16 protein-coding genes are annotated in these 16,323 nt (G+C 66.8%); 10 read left to right on the forward strand and 6 right to left on the reverse strand.

Going from position 1 to position 16,323, the window contains the following annotated elements; translation table 11 throughout:
* Positions 1 to 167 precede the first annotated feature (167 nt).
* The 5 genes from clpA (at position 168) to CA833_RS06550 (ending at position 6,350) form a co-directional block, all read left to right on the forward strand.
* On the forward strand, positions 168 to 2,537 hold the full coding sequence (gene clpA, locus CA833_RS06530; RefSeq protein WP_142636653.1) for an ATP-dependent Clp protease ATP-binding subunit ClpA: 2,370 nt from the start codon (positions 168 to 170) through the stop codon (positions 2,535 to 2,537).
* Positions 2,538 to 2,604: 67 nt separating this feature from the next.
* Entirely contained in the window at positions 2,605 to 3,609 is a 1,005-nt protein-coding gene (locus CA833_RS06535; protein ID WP_207079582.1) for a ligase-associated DNA damage response exonuclease, read from the forward strand.
* Entirely contained in the window at positions 3,610 to 5,214 is a 1,605-nt protein-coding gene (locus tag CA833_RS06540) for a cisplatin damage response ATP-dependent DNA ligase (protein WP_207079583.1), read from the forward strand. It begins immediately after the preceding gene.
* A gap of 76 nt (positions 5,215 to 5,290) precedes the next feature.
* Entirely contained in the window at positions 5,291 to 5,680 is a 390-nt protein-coding gene (locus CA833_RS06545; RefSeq protein WP_142636647.1) for a group II truncated hemoglobin, read from the forward strand.
* A 28-nt stretch (positions 5,681 to 5,708) separates the two neighbouring features.
* A complete protein-coding gene (locus CA833_RS06550) occupies positions 5,709 to 6,350 on the forward strand; it encodes a YoaK family protein (protein ID WP_142636645.1) in 642 nt (213 codons plus the stop codon).
* On the opposite strand, the gene CA833_RS06555 is transcribed toward CA833_RS06550, so the two are convergent.
* The 5 genes from CA833_RS06555 to CA833_RS06575 form a co-directional block, all read right to left on the reverse strand.
* Positions 6,337 to 6,618, reverse strand: coding sequence for a DUF167 domain-containing protein (locus CA833_RS06555; RefSeq protein ID WP_142636643.1), 282 nt, complete (start codon positions 6,616 to 6,618; stop codon positions 6,337 to 6,339). The genes CA833_RS06550 and CA833_RS06555 overlap by 14 nt on opposite strands.
* A complete protein-coding gene (locus tag CA833_RS06560; RefSeq protein ID WP_142636641.1) occupies positions 6,618 to 7,175 on the reverse strand; it encodes a gamma carbonic anhydrase family protein in 558 nt (185 codons plus the stop codon). Before CA833_RS06560 ends, CA833_RS06555 begins: the two co-directional genes overlap by 1 nt.
* Before the next feature lie 22 nt (positions 7,176 to 7,197).
* Positions 7,198 to 7,773: a GNAT family N-acetyltransferase gene (locus CA833_RS06565; protein ID WP_142636639.1), complete on the reverse strand. Its 576-nt coding sequence runs from the start codon at positions 7,771 to 7,773 to the stop codon at positions 7,198 to 7,200.
* Between the two features lie 4 nt (positions 7,774 to 7,777).
* The gene (gene hemB / locus CA833_RS06570; RefSeq protein WP_207079584.1) at positions 7,778 to 8,773 is read right to left on the reverse strand and encodes a porphobilinogen synthase; all 996 of its coding nucleotides are present in this window, start codon (positions 8,771 to 8,773) and stop codon (positions 7,778 to 7,780) included.
* A gap of 100 nt (positions 8,774 to 8,873) precedes the next feature.
* Positions 8,874 to 10,418: a M23 family metallopeptidase gene (locus CA833_RS06575; RefSeq protein ID WP_242526303.1), complete on the reverse strand. Its 1,545-nt coding sequence runs from the start codon at positions 10,416 to 10,418 to the stop codon at positions 8,874 to 8,876.
* A gap of 272 nt (positions 10,419 to 10,690) precedes the next feature.
* On the opposite strand from CA833_RS06575, the gene CA833_RS06580 reads away from it, so the two are divergent.
* The 5 genes from CA833_RS06580 (at position 10,691) to CA833_RS06600 (ending at position 15,330) form a co-directional block, all read left to right on the forward strand.
* Positions 10,691 to 13,246, forward strand: coding sequence for a helicase-related protein (locus CA833_RS06580; RefSeq protein ID WP_207079585.1), 2,556 nt, complete (start codon positions 10,691 to 10,693; stop codon positions 13,244 to 13,246).
* 34 nt (positions 13,247 to 13,280) lie between these two features.
* Positions 13,281 to 13,577, forward strand: coding sequence for an RNA-binding S4 domain-containing protein (locus CA833_RS06585; protein ID WP_142636631.1), 297 nt, complete (start codon positions 13,281 to 13,283; stop codon positions 13,575 to 13,577).
* Between the two features lie 15 nt (positions 13,578 to 13,592).
* Positions 13,593 to 13,931, forward strand: coding sequence for a ferredoxin FdxA (fdxA, locus tag CA833_RS06590; RefSeq protein ID WP_142636629.1), 339 nt, complete (start codon positions 13,593 to 13,595; stop codon positions 13,929 to 13,931).
* Between the two features lie 350 nt (positions 13,932 to 14,281).
* The gene (locus CA833_RS06595; protein ID WP_142636627.1) at positions 14,282 to 14,815 is read left to right on the forward strand and encodes a CarD family transcriptional regulator; all 534 of its coding nucleotides are present in this window, start codon (positions 14,282 to 14,284) and stop codon (positions 14,813 to 14,815) included.
* Between the two features lie 167 nt (positions 14,816 to 14,982).
* Positions 14,983 to 15,330: a hypothetical protein gene (locus tag CA833_RS06600; protein ID WP_207079586.1), complete on the forward strand. Its 348-nt coding sequence runs from the start codon at positions 14,983 to 14,985 to the stop codon at positions 15,328 to 15,330.
* Between the two features lie 6 nt (positions 15,331 to 15,336).
* Here the strand turns inward: CA833_RS06600 and CA833_RS06605 are convergent, their stop codons facing one another.
* Positions 15,337 to 16,284 carry an L-threonylcarbamoyladenylate synthase gene (locus CA833_RS06605; RefSeq protein ID WP_207079587.1) on the reverse strand — a complete coding sequence of 316 codons (948 nt, stop codon included), beginning with the start codon at positions 16,282 to 16,284 and terminating at the stop codon, positions 15,337 to 15,339.
* Positions 16,285 to 16,323: the final 39 nt, after the last annotated feature.

Below are 16,323 nucleotides of genomic sequence, written 5' to 3' on the forward strand. Positions count from 1 at the left end.
TCCTGAGTGTGCCTATATGGAACACGAAACCCGCTTGGCCGCATATTTTCTTTCCGCCCCTCCCTTCCCTCCAGCGCCGCCGCTCCAAGCTCTCCCGCCCCGAACGCCCCGGACACCCTGACAAGGTCCCAAAAAGGGCGTTTCCCTCCCACAAGGAAGTTTCCTAGATGCCCAGCTTCGCGCAAAGCCTAGAAAAGACCCTTCACGCCGCGCTCTCGCACGCATCGGAGCGCAGCCACGAGTACGCCACGCTCGAGCACCTGCTGCTCGCCCTGATCGACGATCCGGACGCGGCACAGGTCATGCAGGCATGCGGCGTGGATCTCGGCGACCTTGGCGACGTCGTGCGCCAGTATCTCGATCAGGAATACCAGTCGCTGAAGACCGAGGAAAAGGGCGACCCTGCCCCCACCGCCGGTTTCCAGCGGGTGATCCAGCGTGCGATCCTGCACGTCCAGTCCTCGGGCAAGGACACCGTCACCGGCGCCAACGTGCTGGTCGCGCTGTTCTCCGAGCGCGATTCCTATGCCGTCTATTTCCTGCAGCAGCAGGACATGAGCCGCCTCGACGCCGTCAGCTACATCAGCCACGGCATCGGCAAGGGCGGCAAGCGTGTCGAGGAACGGTCGCCCAAGGGGGCCGAGGACCAGGCCCCGACGCCCGAAGAGAAGACCGAGACCAAGAGCGCCAGCAAGAAGGATTCGGCGCTTGACCAGTTCACCGTCAATCTCAACGAGAAGGCGCTGCTGGGCAAGGTCGACCCGCTGATCGGCCGTGGCCCCGAAGTGGACCGCACGATCCAGATCCTCTGCCGCCGTTCGAAGAACAACCCGCTCTACGTGGGCGATCCCGGCGTCGGCAAGACCGCCATCGCCGAGGGTCTCGCGCGCAAGATCGTCGAGGGCGAAGTGCCCGAGGTGCTCAACGAGGCGGTGATCTACTCGCTCGACATGGGCTCGCTGCTGGCGGGCACACGCTATCGCGGCGACTTCGAGGAACGGTTGAAGCAGGTCGTCTCCGAACTCGAGAAGATGCCGCACGCGATCCTGTTCATCGACGAGATCCACACGGTGATCGGTGCCGGCGCCACCAGCGGCGGCGCGATGGATGCCTCGAACCTGCTCAAGCCCGCACTGTCGGGCGGCACCATCCGCTGCATCGGTTCGACCACCTACAAGGAGTTCCGCAACCACTTCGAGAAGGACCGCGCGCTGCTGCGCCGGTTCCAGAAGATCGACGTCAACGAACCCACCGTGGAAGATACCATCAAGATCCTGCGGGGCCTGCGCTCGGCCTTCGAGGAACACCACAAGGTCAAGTACACGCCGGACGCGATCAAGACCGCGGTCGAGCTTTCGGCGCGCTACATCAATGACCGCAAGCTGCCCGACAAGGCGATCGACGTGATCGACGAAGTGGGCGCGATGCAGATGCTGGTGCCCCCCAGCCGCCGCAAGAAGACGATCACCGCCCGCGAGATCGAGCAGGTGATCGCGACGATGGCGCGCATACCGCCCAAGTCGGTCAGCTCGGACGACAAGAAGGCGCTCGAGAATCTCGAACGCGACCTCAAGCGCGTGGTCTTCGGCCAGGACAAGGCCATCGAGGTGCTTTCCACCGCGATGAAGCTGAGCCGTGCCGGCCTGCGCGATCCGGACAAGCCGATCGGTTCGTTCCTGTTCTCCGGCCCCACCGGCGTCGGCAAGACCGAAGTCGCCAAGCAGCTGGCCCAGATCATGGGCATCCCGATGCAGCGCTTCGACATGTCCGAATACATGGAGCGCCATTCGGTCAGCCGCCTGATCGGTGCCCCTCCGGGCTATGTCGGCTTCGACCAGGGCGGGTTGCTCACCGATGCGGTGGACCAGCAGCCGCACTGCGTGCTCCTGCTCGACGAGATCGAGAAGGCGCACCCGGACCTGTTCAACATCCTCCTGCAGGTGATGGACAACGGCAAGCTGACCGATCACCACGGCAAGACCGTGGACTTCCGCAACGTGGTGCTGATCATGACCACCAATGCGGGCGCCTCGGACATGGCCCGCCAGGGCATCGGCTTTGGCGACGTCTCCAAGCAGGATGCCGGCGACGAGGCGGTGAAGCAGCTCTTCACGCCGGAGTTCCGCAACCGTCTCGATGCCATCGTGCCCTTCGCCTACCTCGCCAAGGAAACGATCAGCCGGGTGGTGGACAAGTTCATCCTCCAGCTGGAACTGCAGCTGGCCGACCAGAACGTCCACATCCAGTTCGACTCCGACGCCCGCGAATGGCTGGGCCATCGCGGCTACGACAAGCTCTATGGGGCGCGGCCGATGGCCCGTGTCATCCAGGAGAAGGTCAAGCAGCCGCTGGCGGAAGAACTGCTGTTCGGCAAGCTGGCACAGGGCGGCGAAGTCCATGTCTCGGTCAAGGAGGACGCGCTCAGCTTCGAACTGACGCCCGCCGCGCCGAAGGTGGTCAAGGCCAAGAAGAAGGCCCCCGCGAAGAAGACGGCCAAGAAACCCGGTACCCATCCGGAAGCCAATGCCGACGACTGATCGGGCCTGATCCGACCCAAGAAGAAATGGGGTGGGAACCACGCGGTTTCCGCCCCATTTTCCTTTCATGGCCCGCGATTTTGCCTGGATCAGACCCGAACCCCACGGCATCCATGTCGTCCCCGCCGACTGCTGGATCGATCCTTCGCATCCGGTCGCCCGCGCCTTGGTGACTCATGGTCATTCCGATCACGCGCGCGGTGGGCACGGCGAGACGGTGGCCACGCGCGAGACGCTGGCGATCATGGAACTGCGCTACGCCACCCGCGAAGGCGCGGTGCCGGTGGCTTACGGCGAAACCCTGCGCCTGGCCGGAGGCGTTTGCGCCACCTTCATTCCGGCCGGGCACGTGCTGGGATCGGCGCAGATCCTGCTCGAACATGCGGGCGAGCGCGTCGTGGTCACCGGCGATTTCAAGCGGCGTCCCGATCCGACCTGCCTGCCCTTCGAAGTTGTCTCTTGCGACGTGCTGGTGACCGAGGCGACTTTCGCGCTCCCCGTGTTCCGCCACCCGCCGGTCGAGCACGAGATCGCCAAGCTTCTTTCCGCGCTTTGCGCCAATCCCGAACGCTGCGTTCTGGTCGGTGCCTATGCACTCGGCAAGGCGCAGCGCCTGATCGCCGAATTGCGCCGGGCCGGGCATCTGGAGCCGATCTATCTGCACGGCGCAATGGAGGCGATGTGCCGGCTCTACGAACGTTTCGGCGTCGATCTCGGCGACGTGCGACGCGTGAGTGACGTCAAGACGCCGGATCTGGCGGGCAGAATCGTGCTCGCCCCGCCCTCTGCGCTCAATGACCGCTGGAGCCGCCGCCTGCCCGATCCGATCACCGCCATGGCCTCCGGCTGGATGCGCGTGCGCCAGCGGGCACGACAGCGGATGGTGGAACTGCCGCTGGTCATCTCCGACCACGCCGATTGGGACGAACTCACGCAGACCGTGACCGAGGTGAATCCCGGCGAGACCTGGATCACCCACGGGCGCGAGGATGCGATGCTGCGCTGGTGCGAACTGAACCAGCGCCGTGCGCGGGCGCTCGCCCTTGTCGGCTATGAAGACGAGGACGATTGAGTGAAGCGCTTCGCCGCCCTGCTCGATGCGCTGGTCTATACCCGCAGCCGCAACGCGAAGCTGAAGCTTCTGGCGGACTACTTGCGCGACACGCCTGATCCCGATCGCGGCTGGGCGCTGGCGGCACTGACCGACGGGCTCGACTTTCCGGCCGTGAAAAGTTCGACGATCCGCAACCTGATGACCGAGCGCGTCGATCCGATACTCTGGTCGCTCAGCCGCGACTACGTGGGCGATACGGCGGAAACCGCCAGCCTGCTCTGGCCGGGCCCGGAAAGCGCCGAAGACCCGCCAACGGTCAGTGAAGCCGTCGACACGCTGTCCCGCATGACTCGCGCCAATGTCATGACCGAACTGCCGCGCCTGCTCGACCGGCTCGATGCCGACCAGCGCTATGCCCTGCTCAAGCTGGCGACCGGCGCCATGCGGATCGGCATTTCCGCAAGGCTGGCCAAGACCGCCTTCGCACAGGCTTTCGACGTGGCGGTGGAGGACGTGGAGGAGCACTGGCACGGCCAGCAACCGCCTTATGCCGCACTGTTCGATTGGGCCGCGCACGGGGCGCAGGCGCCCTCCACCGAAGACCTGCCGCTGTTCCGTCCCTTCATGCTGGCGCATCCGCTGGAAGCGGCCGAACTCGATCTTTCCGACTATGCCGCCGAATGGAAGTGGGACGGCATTCGCGTACAGGTGGTGCGGGTAAACGGCGAAACCCGCGTCTATTCGCGCTCGGGCGACGATATCTCGGGGAGCTTTCCGGAAATCGCCCAAGCACTCCATGTCGATGCCGTGCTGGATGGCGAACTGCTGGTGCGCGGCTCGCATCAGGGGCGCGAGGAAGGCGGCGCCGCCAGCTTCAACGCCTTGCAGCAGCGCCTTGGCCGCAAGACCGTCTCGAAGACGATGCTCGCCGAATACCCGGCCTTCGTGCGCCTCTACGATGTGCTGATACTGGAGCGCGAGGACCTGCGCCCCCTGCCCTGGAGCGAACGCCGCGCCCGACTGGAAGCGCTGATCCGGCGCCTCGATCCCGACCATTTCGACCTCAGCATGGTGATTCCAGCCGCGACCTTCGCCGAGCTCGCCACCATCCGCGAAAAGGCGCGCGAGGATGCGATCGAGGGAGTCATGCTCAAGCGCCGCGACAGTACCTATGTCGCCGGGCGCAAGACCGGGCTCTGGTACAAGTGGAAGCGTGATCCGCTGCTGATCGACTGCGTGCTGATGTATGCCCAGCGTGGCAGCGGCAAGCGGTCCTCGTTCTATTCCGACTACACGTTCGGCTGCTGGGACGGAGACCCGGACGATCTGACGAATGGGGGCGCCGAGCTGTTGCCGGTGGGCAAGGCCTATTTCGGATTCACCGATGAGGAACTGAAATGGCTGGATCGCCATGTGCGGGGTCACACGGTGAATCGCTTCGGCCCGGTGCGGGAGACCGACAAGTCGCTGGTGCTGGAAGTCGCCTTCGATTCGGTCCACCCCAGCAAGCGCCACAAGTCGGGCCTCGCCATGCGCTTCCCCCGCATCCACCGCATTCGCGCCGACAAGCCCGCGCACGAGGCAGATCGCATCGAAACCTTGCGGGCATTGGTGCGCGATTGACGCGAATCAAGTTCCACGTGGAACCTCTGGTCTATTCCGTCAGCATCACCACTTGCGCGCCGGAGAGACCTGCCCCGTGACCACCGAAACGACCCAATCCCCGCACGACCAGATTGGCGGCGCGCCCGTGTTCGACGCCATCGCCAACCGCTTCTACGACCTGATGGAGCAGGACCCGGCCTATGCCGAACTGCGCGCGATGCATGCCCCGGACCTCGAACCGATGCGCCGGAGCCTGCCGCGCTTCCTCGCCGGCTGGGCGGGCGGTCCGCGCGACTGGTTCGAGGCCAACCCCGGCAAATGCATGATGAGCATGCACCGCGAGTTCCCCATCGACCGCCAGACGGCCGGGCAATGGGCCGATGCCATGACCCGGGCCATCGCCGATGTCGCGCCGCAGCCCGAAAGCATCGCGCAGGCCATGACCGACGTGCTGTCCCGCATGGCGCGCGGCATGGGTCGCTAAAGCGCAAACCTGCCGCTATCGTCGCGATGTGAACCGGCTCGATCGTCCCCGCCGCCTGTTGGCCGCCGCCCTTGCCGGGCTGGCCGGTTATGTCGACGCCGTGGGATTCCTCTCTGCCGACCGTTATTTCGTCTCGTTCATGTCGGGCAACACGACCCGGCTGGCGACCGAACTGATCGCCGACACTCCGCGCGCGGCAATACCCGCCCTGCTGATCGTTGGTTTCGTGCTGGGAGTGGCGCTCGGTCATGTGGCCGCCGAAAGGGCGGGCATCTGGCGCAAGCCGGTGGTGCTGGGGCTGGTCACCAGCCTGCTGCTGTTCGGCGCGCTGCTGGCGGTTTTTGGACAAAAAGCGGCGATGATGGCCATGCTGGTGCTGGCGATGGGCGCGCTCAACACCGCGCTGCGTCAGGGAGAGACGCCGATCGCCCTCACCTATCTGACCGGCGCCCTGGTGCGGATCGGACAGGGGCTTGGCGGCATCGTCACCGGTCGGCGCGAAGAAGGGCTGGTTTCGTTCATTGCCTTGTGGCTGGCGCTCGCCTGCGGAGCGGCCATCGGTGCAAGCCTGTTCCTTGCCTATGGACCCGCCTGCCTGCTGCTGGCGGTGGCCTGCGCCGCCGCGATGACTTTCGCCGGCTACCGCATCGCGCAGGCTACAGCGCGATAGAAAACTGCTTCTCGCGCGAAGTTGCGCCGCGCAACAAGGCAATGCGCGAGGGTGCCAGATCCAGCGCCGCCGCCAGAATCGCGCGCACCGCCTCGTTCGCCTTGCCGTCTTCGGGCTTGGCGCGGACTTTCACGTGAAGCCGCCCCTCGGCGATCTCCAACGCCTCGACCTTGGCACCGGGGGTCACGCGCACGGCCAGCCGCTGCTCGGAATCGATCAGGGCCCGCACCGCCTCGGCAGAAGGAAGAGCCAGCTTTGGTTTTGCCATCAGCGCAGGAGACCAAGCGCCTCGGCATGCTGGCGCCCACGCTCGACATAGGCCTGCACACCCGCCTGATTGCCGGCAATCGCCGCCTCGTCCAGATCGCGCAGATACTTGGCCGGACGCCCCATCCAGAGCTGCCGCGCGCCGATGCGCTTGCCGGTAAGCTGCGCGCCCGCCGCCAGCATCCCGTCGGATTCGATATGGCTGCCGTCCATGACGATGGCGCCAAGGCCCACAAAGGCACGGTCTTCCAGCGTGCAGCCATGAACCATCGCCATATGCCCGATCAGCACGTCCTCGCCGATCAGCGTCGGATACCCTTCAGGCCGCGCGGGCTTGGGGCTGTCGCAGTGAATCACCGTTCCGTCCTGCACATTGGTCCGCGCACCGATCACCACCCGGTTCACGTCGGCGCGGATCACGCAGTTGTACCAGATGCTGACGTCCGGCCCGATCTCGACATCGCCGATGATCCGGCAACCGGGCGCGATGAAAGCGCTGGAATGGATACGCGGCGCCTTGCCATTGAAGGCGGCCACAGTCACGTCGGTGCGATTCATTGTCGTTCCTCTCCCGCCGCGATCAGCGCGGCTGCGCGGCCCATTCGTCGCGGGTGATCGAATAGACGATCGTATGGCGCAAGGGAGGCTCGAAACGCGGATCGTCGTAATCGAGCTCCTCGCGCCGACGCATCCCCAGCCGGCGCATCAGGCCCCAGCTGGCCTCGTTCTCGATCACGGTGATGGCATAGATCTCCGCCGCCCCGAACCGTCCGAAACCGGCATCGAGCGAGGCAATCGCGGCTTCCTTCGCATAGCCCTTGCCATGGGCATCGCTGCGCAGGCGCCAGCCGATCTCGAATTCGCCGGGGAACGAAGCCCCCGGCGCGTCGATCTTCTTGAGCCCGCAGAATCCCAGCAACTCGCCCGAGAGATCGCCATGATCGGCCTTGCGCTCGACCAGCCAGAACGTGTGCCCATAGCTCTCGTGAAAGCCGATCATGCGGGCTTCCGACTGGGCCAGCCGCTCCGCATCCATCACCCCGCCCAGCCAGCGCATGACCTCGGGATTGTTGGTCACCTCGGCAAAACGCGCCATGTCGCCGCGCTGCCAGCTCCGCAGCACCAGCCGGTCGGTTTCGAGGCGGAAGTCCGTCATGACGTCACTTCTGCAGGAGCCGCGCGGCGTGGACGGCATGATAGGTCAGCACGCCCGAAGCACCCGCGCGCTTGAAGGCCAGCAGGGTTTCCAGCACCATCGCATCGCGGTCCGCAGCCCCTGCCGCCACCGCCGCCTCGATCATCGCGTATTCGCCGGAAACCTGATAGGCGAAGACGGGAACCTCGAAGGTCTCCTTCACCCGGCGCACGATATCGAGATAGGGCAGACCCGGCTTGACCATGACGCTGTCCGCGCCCTCGGCCAGATCCATCTCGACCTCGCGCAGCGCTTCCTCGCTGTTGGCGGGGTCCATCTGATAGGTCTTCTTGTCGCCCTTGAGCAGCCCGCGCGTGTTCACCGCATCGCGGAACGGGCCGTAGAAGGCCGAGGCGTACTTGGCGGCATAGCTCATGATCTGGACGTTGACGAAGCCCTCGTCCTCCAGCGCGTCGCGGATCGCGCCGATGCGACCGTCCATCATGTCCGAAGGCGCGATGATGTCCGCACCGGCCCGCGCCTGATTGAGCGACTGGCCGACCAGCACCGCGATCGTCTCGTCGTTGAGGACATAGCCGTCCTCGCCCAGCAGACCGTCCTGTCCGTGGCTGGTATAGGGATCGAGCGCCACGTCGGTCAGCAACCCGATCCGATCGCCCAGTTCCGCGCGAATGGCACGCAGCGCGCGGCACATCAGGTTGTCGGGATTGAGCGCCTCGGCGCCGTCTTCGCTGCGGCGTTCGGGCTGGGTATCGGGGAACAGGGCCAGGCACGGGATGCCAAGGTCCGCCGCTTCCTTCGCGCGCTCGACCAGCAGATCGACCGACCAGCGCGACACGCCGGGAAGCGAGGGGATCGGCTGCTCCACACCCTCACCCTCGGTCACGAAGACCGGCCAGATCAGGTCGGCGGGGGTGAGCACCGTCTCGCGGTACATGGCGCGGCTCCAGGCCTTGGCGCGCGGACGGCGCAGGCGGGTGTGGGGATAGGCTCCAGTCATGACCGCCGTGTTAGCCGCAAAATGCCAGCCGGTTCAATGAGACGGACTGTCCAAGGCCGCAAACCCGCTTGCGCCGCGCGCATGCCGGAAAGCGAGCAGATCAGAAGGTCTTGGGCTCCAGCCGATCGATCTCGCGCCGGGCGCCGGGTGATGCATTGAGCGCCGGCGCGACCGAACTCAGCGCCTCGCCCGGTTGCACGTTGAGCAGCGCCTTCATGCGCGCATCGAAGGCGTTCTTTTCCTTGCCGTCGATACGCGGGCCCGAAACGAAGCGCAGGCCTGCCGGATTGATCGTCTGCCCGCCGCGATAGGCTTCGAAGTGGAGATGCGGCCCGGTCGAAAGCCCCGAGGACCCGACATAACCGATCACCTGCCCGGCCCGGACGCGGGTTCCGGCGGGAACGGCGATGCGGCTCATGTGGCCATAGCCGGTGCCAAGGCCGCCGCCATGCTCGATGCGGACATAGTTGCCGTGCCCGCCGTGGCGGCCCGAGAAACTCACCACACCGTCGGCAACGGCATAGATCGGCGAGCCATAAGCCGCGCCATAGTCGATCCCGGCGTGCATGCGCACGTAGCCCAGAATCGGGTGGCGGCGCATGCCGTAGGGCGAAGTCTGGTGCCCGGCCACCGGCATGCCCGCCGCCGTGCTGCGCGATTCCGCAAGGCCGGCGGCGGCGACCATCTCGCCATCCTGTCCCCAGCGCAGCAATTGCAGGCGCGGTTTGCCGCCATGTTCCAGCCCCGCATAGAGCAGGTTGCCCACCTGCCGCTCGCCCTTGGCCGACCGCTTGTAGGCCATGACGATATCGAATTCGTCGTTGCCGCGGATGTCGCTTTCGAGGCTGACGTATTTGTCGATGGCCTGAAGGTAGGCCTGAATCGCCGCGATCGGCGCCCCGGCGTTGCGCGCCGAACGATAGAGGCTGGAGCCGACCGTGCCGCGAATGCGCAGCGGCGTCTCGTCCACATGAATCGGATGGCGCACCAGCGACAGGCCGCCGCCGCCGCGCTGGACCGTCAGGTCCATGTCGAAACGCGCCCGGAAGTTCATCGCGGTCAGCGCCCGCGGCGCGCCGGGGGCAGGACGGGCGCCCAGCGTCACATCGAACTGCGTGCCCGGCTCGATCTGGTCGAGCGGCACCGCCTGCCCGACCAGCGCGCCGATGCGCCCGGCATCGTCATCGCTGACCCCGACCCGTTCGAGCATCCGGGCAAAACTGTCACCCTGGCCCAGGGTGGCGACCAGATCGACACTCGGCCGTTCCGGTACGCTGCCGAGCGGGCGGACCAGCGGGCTGGCGCCCATGTGCCGCCCGGCATCGGCGCCGAGGGCCAGCGGAGCGATCGTCTGGCTGCGGAACTCGTCGCGCTCGCGCGCCTTGAGCGGCACCGTGGTGGCCGCCTCGACCGACGAGACATCGGGCCACAGCGCGATCGCGGCCACCGAAAGGCCCAGCATCGTCGCCATGCCGCGCAGCCAGCGGCGGCTGCCGATGTCGCAGGCAAGGTCGGGGGCGATCTCGATGCGCTGGCACCAATGCTCGATGCCATGCTTCCAGGCGCCGATCCGCTGCGCCAGACGCGGTCTGGCGGCGGCGTCCGGCGGGGAGGCGGGAGACGGTGCAGCCAGGGATTCGGGCACGACTTGCGCATGCGACAGCACGGCAACCCCGGCGCCGCCCTGCCCCGCTTCGAGGCTCCCTTCCAGCCCCCCGCCATGTCCAAGATCCTTGAACAGATGCCCGTCCTTGTTGCGAAGCCAGCGGCTTCAAAAATCGCGCGCCCGACGAAGGGCTTGGCCCTGCCTTCTGCGCCAACAAGGTTAATTGCCACCTAACGCTGTGGATTTCTGACCCGTTTTTCGGCGGACCGAGTCTTGCGGGCGCCCGGCGCCAATGCCAAATCAGGCGGGTAATGCCTTACAAGCCGCATGCTTCGTCGCGAAACGACGCTCCCAGCGGGGTCAAGGCGGTGCTCGGACCAACGAACACCGGCAAGACCCACCTCGCCATCGAGCGGCTCTGCGCCCATTCCAGCGGCGCCATCGGCTTCCCGCTGCGCCTGCTCGCCCGCGAGGTCTACGACCGCGTCTGCAAGATCAAGGGCGAGGCCAACGTCGCGCTGATTACCGGCGAGGAGCGGATCGAACCGAAAAACGCGCGCTACCTGCTCTGCACCGCCGAGGCGATGCCGGTGACCGACCGCAGCCTTGCCTTCGTGGCCATCGACGAGGCCCAGATCGGTGCCGACCGCGAGCGCGGCCATGTCTTCACCGACCGCCTGCTCCACGCCCGCGGACGCGAGGAGACGATGATCCTCGGCTCTTCCACCATCGAGCCGCTGGTGAAGGCACTGGTGCCCGGCGTCGAGGTGATCACCCGCCCGCGCTTTTCCACGCTCTCGCATATCGGCGCGAAAAAACTCAGCCGGATCCCGCCGCGCAGCGCCATCGTCGCCTTCTCGACCGAGCAGGTCTACGCCATCGCCGAAATGCTGCGGCGCTTTCGCGGCGGCGCCGCCGTGGTCATGGGCGCGCTGAGCCCGCAGACACGCAATGCGCAGGTCGAGCTCTACCAGTCGGGCGAAGTCGACTATCTTGTCGCCACCGATGCCATCGGCATGGGCCTCAACCTCGATGTCCAGCATGTCGCCTTTGCCGGGCTCTCGAAATACGACGGGCGCCGCCATCGCCGCCTGACCACCTCGGAAATGGCCCAGATCGCCGGACGCGCCGGACGTCACCAGACCGACGGCAGCTTCGGCACGCTGACCGGATCGGGCGGGCACGATTCCGAATTCGAGCCGGAAGAGATCTACGCGATCGAGGAGCACCGCTTCCCGCCGCTGACCAAGCTGTTCTGGCGCGAACCCGAACCGCGTTTCGACAGCATCGCCGCGCTGATCGGCGATCTCGAATCCCCGCCCGACCGCGCCGAACTGGCCCCGGCCCCCGAAGCCATCGACCTTGCCGTGCTCAAGCGCCTGTCCGAGGACGGCGACATTGCCGCGTCGGTGCGCGGCCATGCCCAGGTCGCCCGGTTCTGGGACGTCTGCCGCCTGCCCGATTTCCGGCAGCAGGGCGCGGAGACTCATTCGCGTTTTGTCGCCCGGCTCTGGCAGGACCTCAGCCACGGCCAGCTCGGCGCCGACTACATGGCCCAGCAGATTGCCCAGCTCGACCGTACCGGCGGCGATATCGACACGCTGCAGGGGCGGATTGCCGCGATCCGGTCCTGGGCCTATATCGCCCAGCGCCCCGACTGGGTGCTTGCCCGCGAGGAAATGGCGGCGCGCGCCCGGGCGGTCGAGGCGCGGCTTTCCGACGCGCTTCACGGCAAGCTTACCGAACGTTTCATCAATCGCAGGACTGCCGTGCTCATGAAGAAACTCGGCCCCGACGCCGGACTGCTCTCGGTCCGCCTCGAAGACGAGGAAGTGCTGGTCGAAGGCGAGCATATCGGCTCGCTGCGCGGTTTTGCCTTCCAGGTCGATCCCGGCACCCGCCTCACCGATCGCAAGCTGCTGCTGGCGGCGGCCGAGCGCCACTTGCCCGCCCTGCTCCAGCGCCGCGCCGATGCCCTGGCCGCCGCGATTCACGACGGCAACGCGGAGCTGACCCTGAATGCGGGCCAGCTCCGCTGGGAAGGCGAGAAAATCGCCGCGCTCGGGCCCGGCCGGTCGCTGCTGACGCCCTCCCTGGTGCCCGACCGCGTGCTCGATGCCGTGCCCGGCCCTTCGCGCAAGGCCCTGGTGGCCGCGCTCGAAGCCTGGCTGGACACCGCGCTGGCGCCGCTCGCGCCGCTGGCAAAACTCGACGAGGCGAGCCGCAGCGAGGATGCCGGACCGGACCTGCGCGCCCTGCTGATCGCGCTGGTCGAATGCGGCGGCCTTTGCGCGCGGGAGGAAACCGGGGTCGACCGGCTCGACAAGCAGCGCCGTACCATGCTCGCCAGGCTCGGCGTGCGGGTCGGCGCGCTCGACCTGTTCGTTCCCGCCATGCTGAAACCCGGCCCGATCGCGCTGTGGCGCCAGCTTGCCCGGATCGCCGGAAAACAGGCCCCGGGCGGCGAGCCCGACGCCGCGATGCCGCCCGCCATGGATGCCGCCAAGCGCCAGCGCGCGCCCGGCTACCGCAATCTCGGCAAGCAGCTGATCCGCCTCGACATGGCCGAGAAGCTGCTGCGCGAAGCCCACGAGGCCCGCGGCAGCGGCCCCGCATCGCGCGATTTTGCGCTCGATCCGGCGCGCGCCGTGTCGATGGGGCTGACCACCGCCAGTTATGCCCGCCTGCTGCGCATGGCCGGTTTCCAGCCGGTCATGCCCCGCCCGCTGGCCGAGGATGCCCACGGTCCCCCGGCCCCGGTGCGCTGGCGCTGGCGGCCGCCACGGCGGCAGGCCGAGGAACAGCCCCCCCAGCCGATCCGCAAGGACAGCGCCTTCGCGGCGCTGGGCGAACTGATCTCCCGCTGATGGACACCGCGGGCACGGGAACGGAGGCAAGCGCTTGAGGATCGACAAGCTGCTCTGGTTCCTGCGCCTCACCAAGACCCGGCCGCTTGCCCAGAGCCTCGCCGAATCCGGCCATCTGCGAATCAACGGCAAACGGATCGAGCGGGCCCACCAGAAGGTCGTCTGCGGCGATATCCTCACCCTGCCGACAGCGCAGGGTGCAAGGGTGATAGAAATCCTATCCCTTCCCGAGCGCCGCGGCCCTGCCCCCGAGGCGCAGTCCTGCTATAGAGTGCTTGACGCGGGGCCCGCTGATCCCATAGCAGCGGCCAACCGCAACGAGGCCGTCTAAGAGGAATACGCAGCCATGACCTATGTCGTCACCGACAATTGCATCCGGTGCAAGTACATGGATTGCGTCGAAGTCTGTCCGGTGGACTGCTTCTACGAGGGCGAGAACATGCTGGTGATCAATCCCAGCGAGTGCATCGACTGCGGCGTCTGCGAGCCGGAGTGCCCCGCCGAAGCGATCCTGCCCGACACCGAGAGCGGCCTCGAGCAGTGGCTCGAACTCAACGCCAAGTATTCCGCCGAGTGGCCGAACCTGACCACCAAGAAGGACGCGCCGGCCGATGCCGACGCCATGCGCGGCGAAGAGAACAAGCTCGAAAAGTATTTTTCGCCCGAACCCGGCGAAGGCGACTGATCTTACCCCGCTCTGGCGTTCTGGAGGGGACCGGAATCCTCGCGGTTTCCTTCTGACCAGAGGCACTTGCGACCAGATCCTGTACCGCGCATGGGTATCCCCGCGTGGTGCAGGGTTAATTCTGCGTACGGCTCTGGTAATTTTATCACATCGGTGCTATATAATCGGTCGACTGCCCGGGCTCCCCGCCCGTTTTGGCAGCCGTTTTCATTGCGAGGCAGGGTTCGAAAGCAGACGGTTGGGAGAGTGATCTGACCGGGCGGCGGAGACTATTGTCTCCATTGTCGCACCCCCCGGGTTTCTCCCAGGCCGTAGGTAAGGCAAAGAACCTGCAGGTGAAAGGACGATAAATGGCAACCAAGGCCGATGCCTTCGATGTTGGAGATTACGTCGTTTATCCCAAGCACGGCGTGGGCCGTGTTATCGAGCTCCAGAAGCAGGAAATTGCCGGGATGCAGCTCGAACTTTATGTGCTTCGGTTCGAAAAGGAACGCATGACTCTGCGCGTTCCGATGAACAAGGTCGAAGCCATCGGGATGCGCAAGCTGTCTTCGGACAAGACTCTGCGCGAAGCACTCGACACGCTCAAGGGTAAACCCAAGGTCAAGCGCACCATGTGGTCGCGCCGCGCCCAGGAATACGAAGCCAAGATCAATTCGGGCGACCTCGTGTCGATCGCCGAAGTGACCCGCGACCTGTTCCGTGCCGACGACCAGCCCGAGCAGAGCTATTCCGAACGCCAGATCTTCGAGGCCGCTTCCTCGCGCCTCGCCCGCGAACTGGCGGCCATGGAAAAGACCGACGAACAGGGCGCGCTCAAGAAGATCCTCGCGATCCTCAACGAGTACGCTCCCAAGTACTACGAGAGCGCCGAAGCCGTCTGATCCTCGATCGGAACGGGCCATCGCTCGATTTCAGGAAGGGCCGCTCCCGCAAGGGGGCGGCCCTTCCTTTTACCCCCAGCCCCCGTCCCAAGCCCCCAGCCCCCCTGTGCCAGTCCAAGCGCAGCCATTCATTGTCCTGTCAGCCGCGGCGTGACAGGTTCGCGGCCATGACCCGCTCCTTGCGCACCCCGTTGATCCCGCTCGCCCTCCTCGCGCTGCCGCTGGCGGTGGGCGGCTGCGTCAGCACCGTGGGCGCAGTGGTGACGGCACCGGTGCGCATTGCCGGGTCGGCGGTCGACATGGCCACCACCAGCCAGTCCGAGGCCGACGAGAAACGCGGCCGCGCCATGCGCAAGCGGGACGAGAAGCTTGGCAAGCTGCAGCGCCAGTACCAGCGCCACCTCAAGGACTGTGATCGCGGCGACCGCGATGCCTGCACCAAGGCCCGCGACGACTACGCCGAAATCCAGTATCTGACCCCAGCCGCCACACCGCGCATCACGCCGCCGCGTTGACCGGATTCAGGCCGCGGCGCGGCGCAGGCGGTCGTTGATCGCGGCACCGATTCCGCCTTCCGGCACCGGAGCCACCGCGATACGCGAGAAATCGGCGGCGGCGCCTTCGTGCAGCAGCGCATAGAGCCGCGAGGCCGCTTCGGCGAGGTCGCCCGCAGGTGAGAGCGAGGCATGGCCGGCCACCGCGCCGAAACCGATGTGGAACTCGTCCGCCGCAGCCTCGCATGCGCCGAGGCGTACCGGCTTTCCCGGCGCATAGTGGCTGGCGAGTTGCCCGGGTGCCTCGATCTCCCGTGACGTCACGGCGTCGGCATCGGTTCCGAGAACCGCACGAATCCGCGACTCCGCGATCGGACCGGGGCGCAGCACCTGCCAGCGCCCATCCCCGCGCAAGGCCACGATCGTCGATTCCACCCCCGCCTCGCAGGCCCCGCCGTCCACCACCGCGTCGACCCGCTCGCCCAGCGAGGCGACGACGTGTTCTGCGGTTGTCGGACTCACCCCGCCGCTGCGGTTGGCGGACGGTGCCGCCAGCGCCAGTCCGGCCTGGGCGATGATGTCGCGCATCACCGGATGCGCGGGGCAGCGCAGCGCCACGGTCGGCAATCCGGCGGTCACGGCGGGCGCGATCTCGGCGCCTTCGGCGAGCGGCAGCACCATGGTCAGCGCGCCGGGCCAGAATGCGGCGGCAAGTGCCTCGGCACGGTCGTCGAACCGGGCGATCCGCCGCGCGCAAGCAAGGTCGGCGACATGGACAATCAGCGGATTGAAACTCGGCCGCCCCTTGGCCCGGTAGATCGCGGCAACCGAATCGTCGCGGTCGGCCCTGGCGGCCAGGCCGTAGACGGTCTCGGTCGGAATCGCGACAAGCCCATTCGCGCGCAGCAGTTCGGCGGCGCGGGCAATCCCGGCGGAATCGGCGGCGAGGCGTTCGGGTCGACTGGTGCGCTCCATGCCCCGGCGCTATAGCGCGTCGCGAGGAAAGCCAAGGAA

The organism is Novosphingobium sp. KA1 (assembly GCF_017309955.1).
Taxonomy (GTDB): Bacteria; Pseudomonadota; Alphaproteobacteria; order Sphingomonadales; family Sphingomonadaceae; genus Novosphingobium.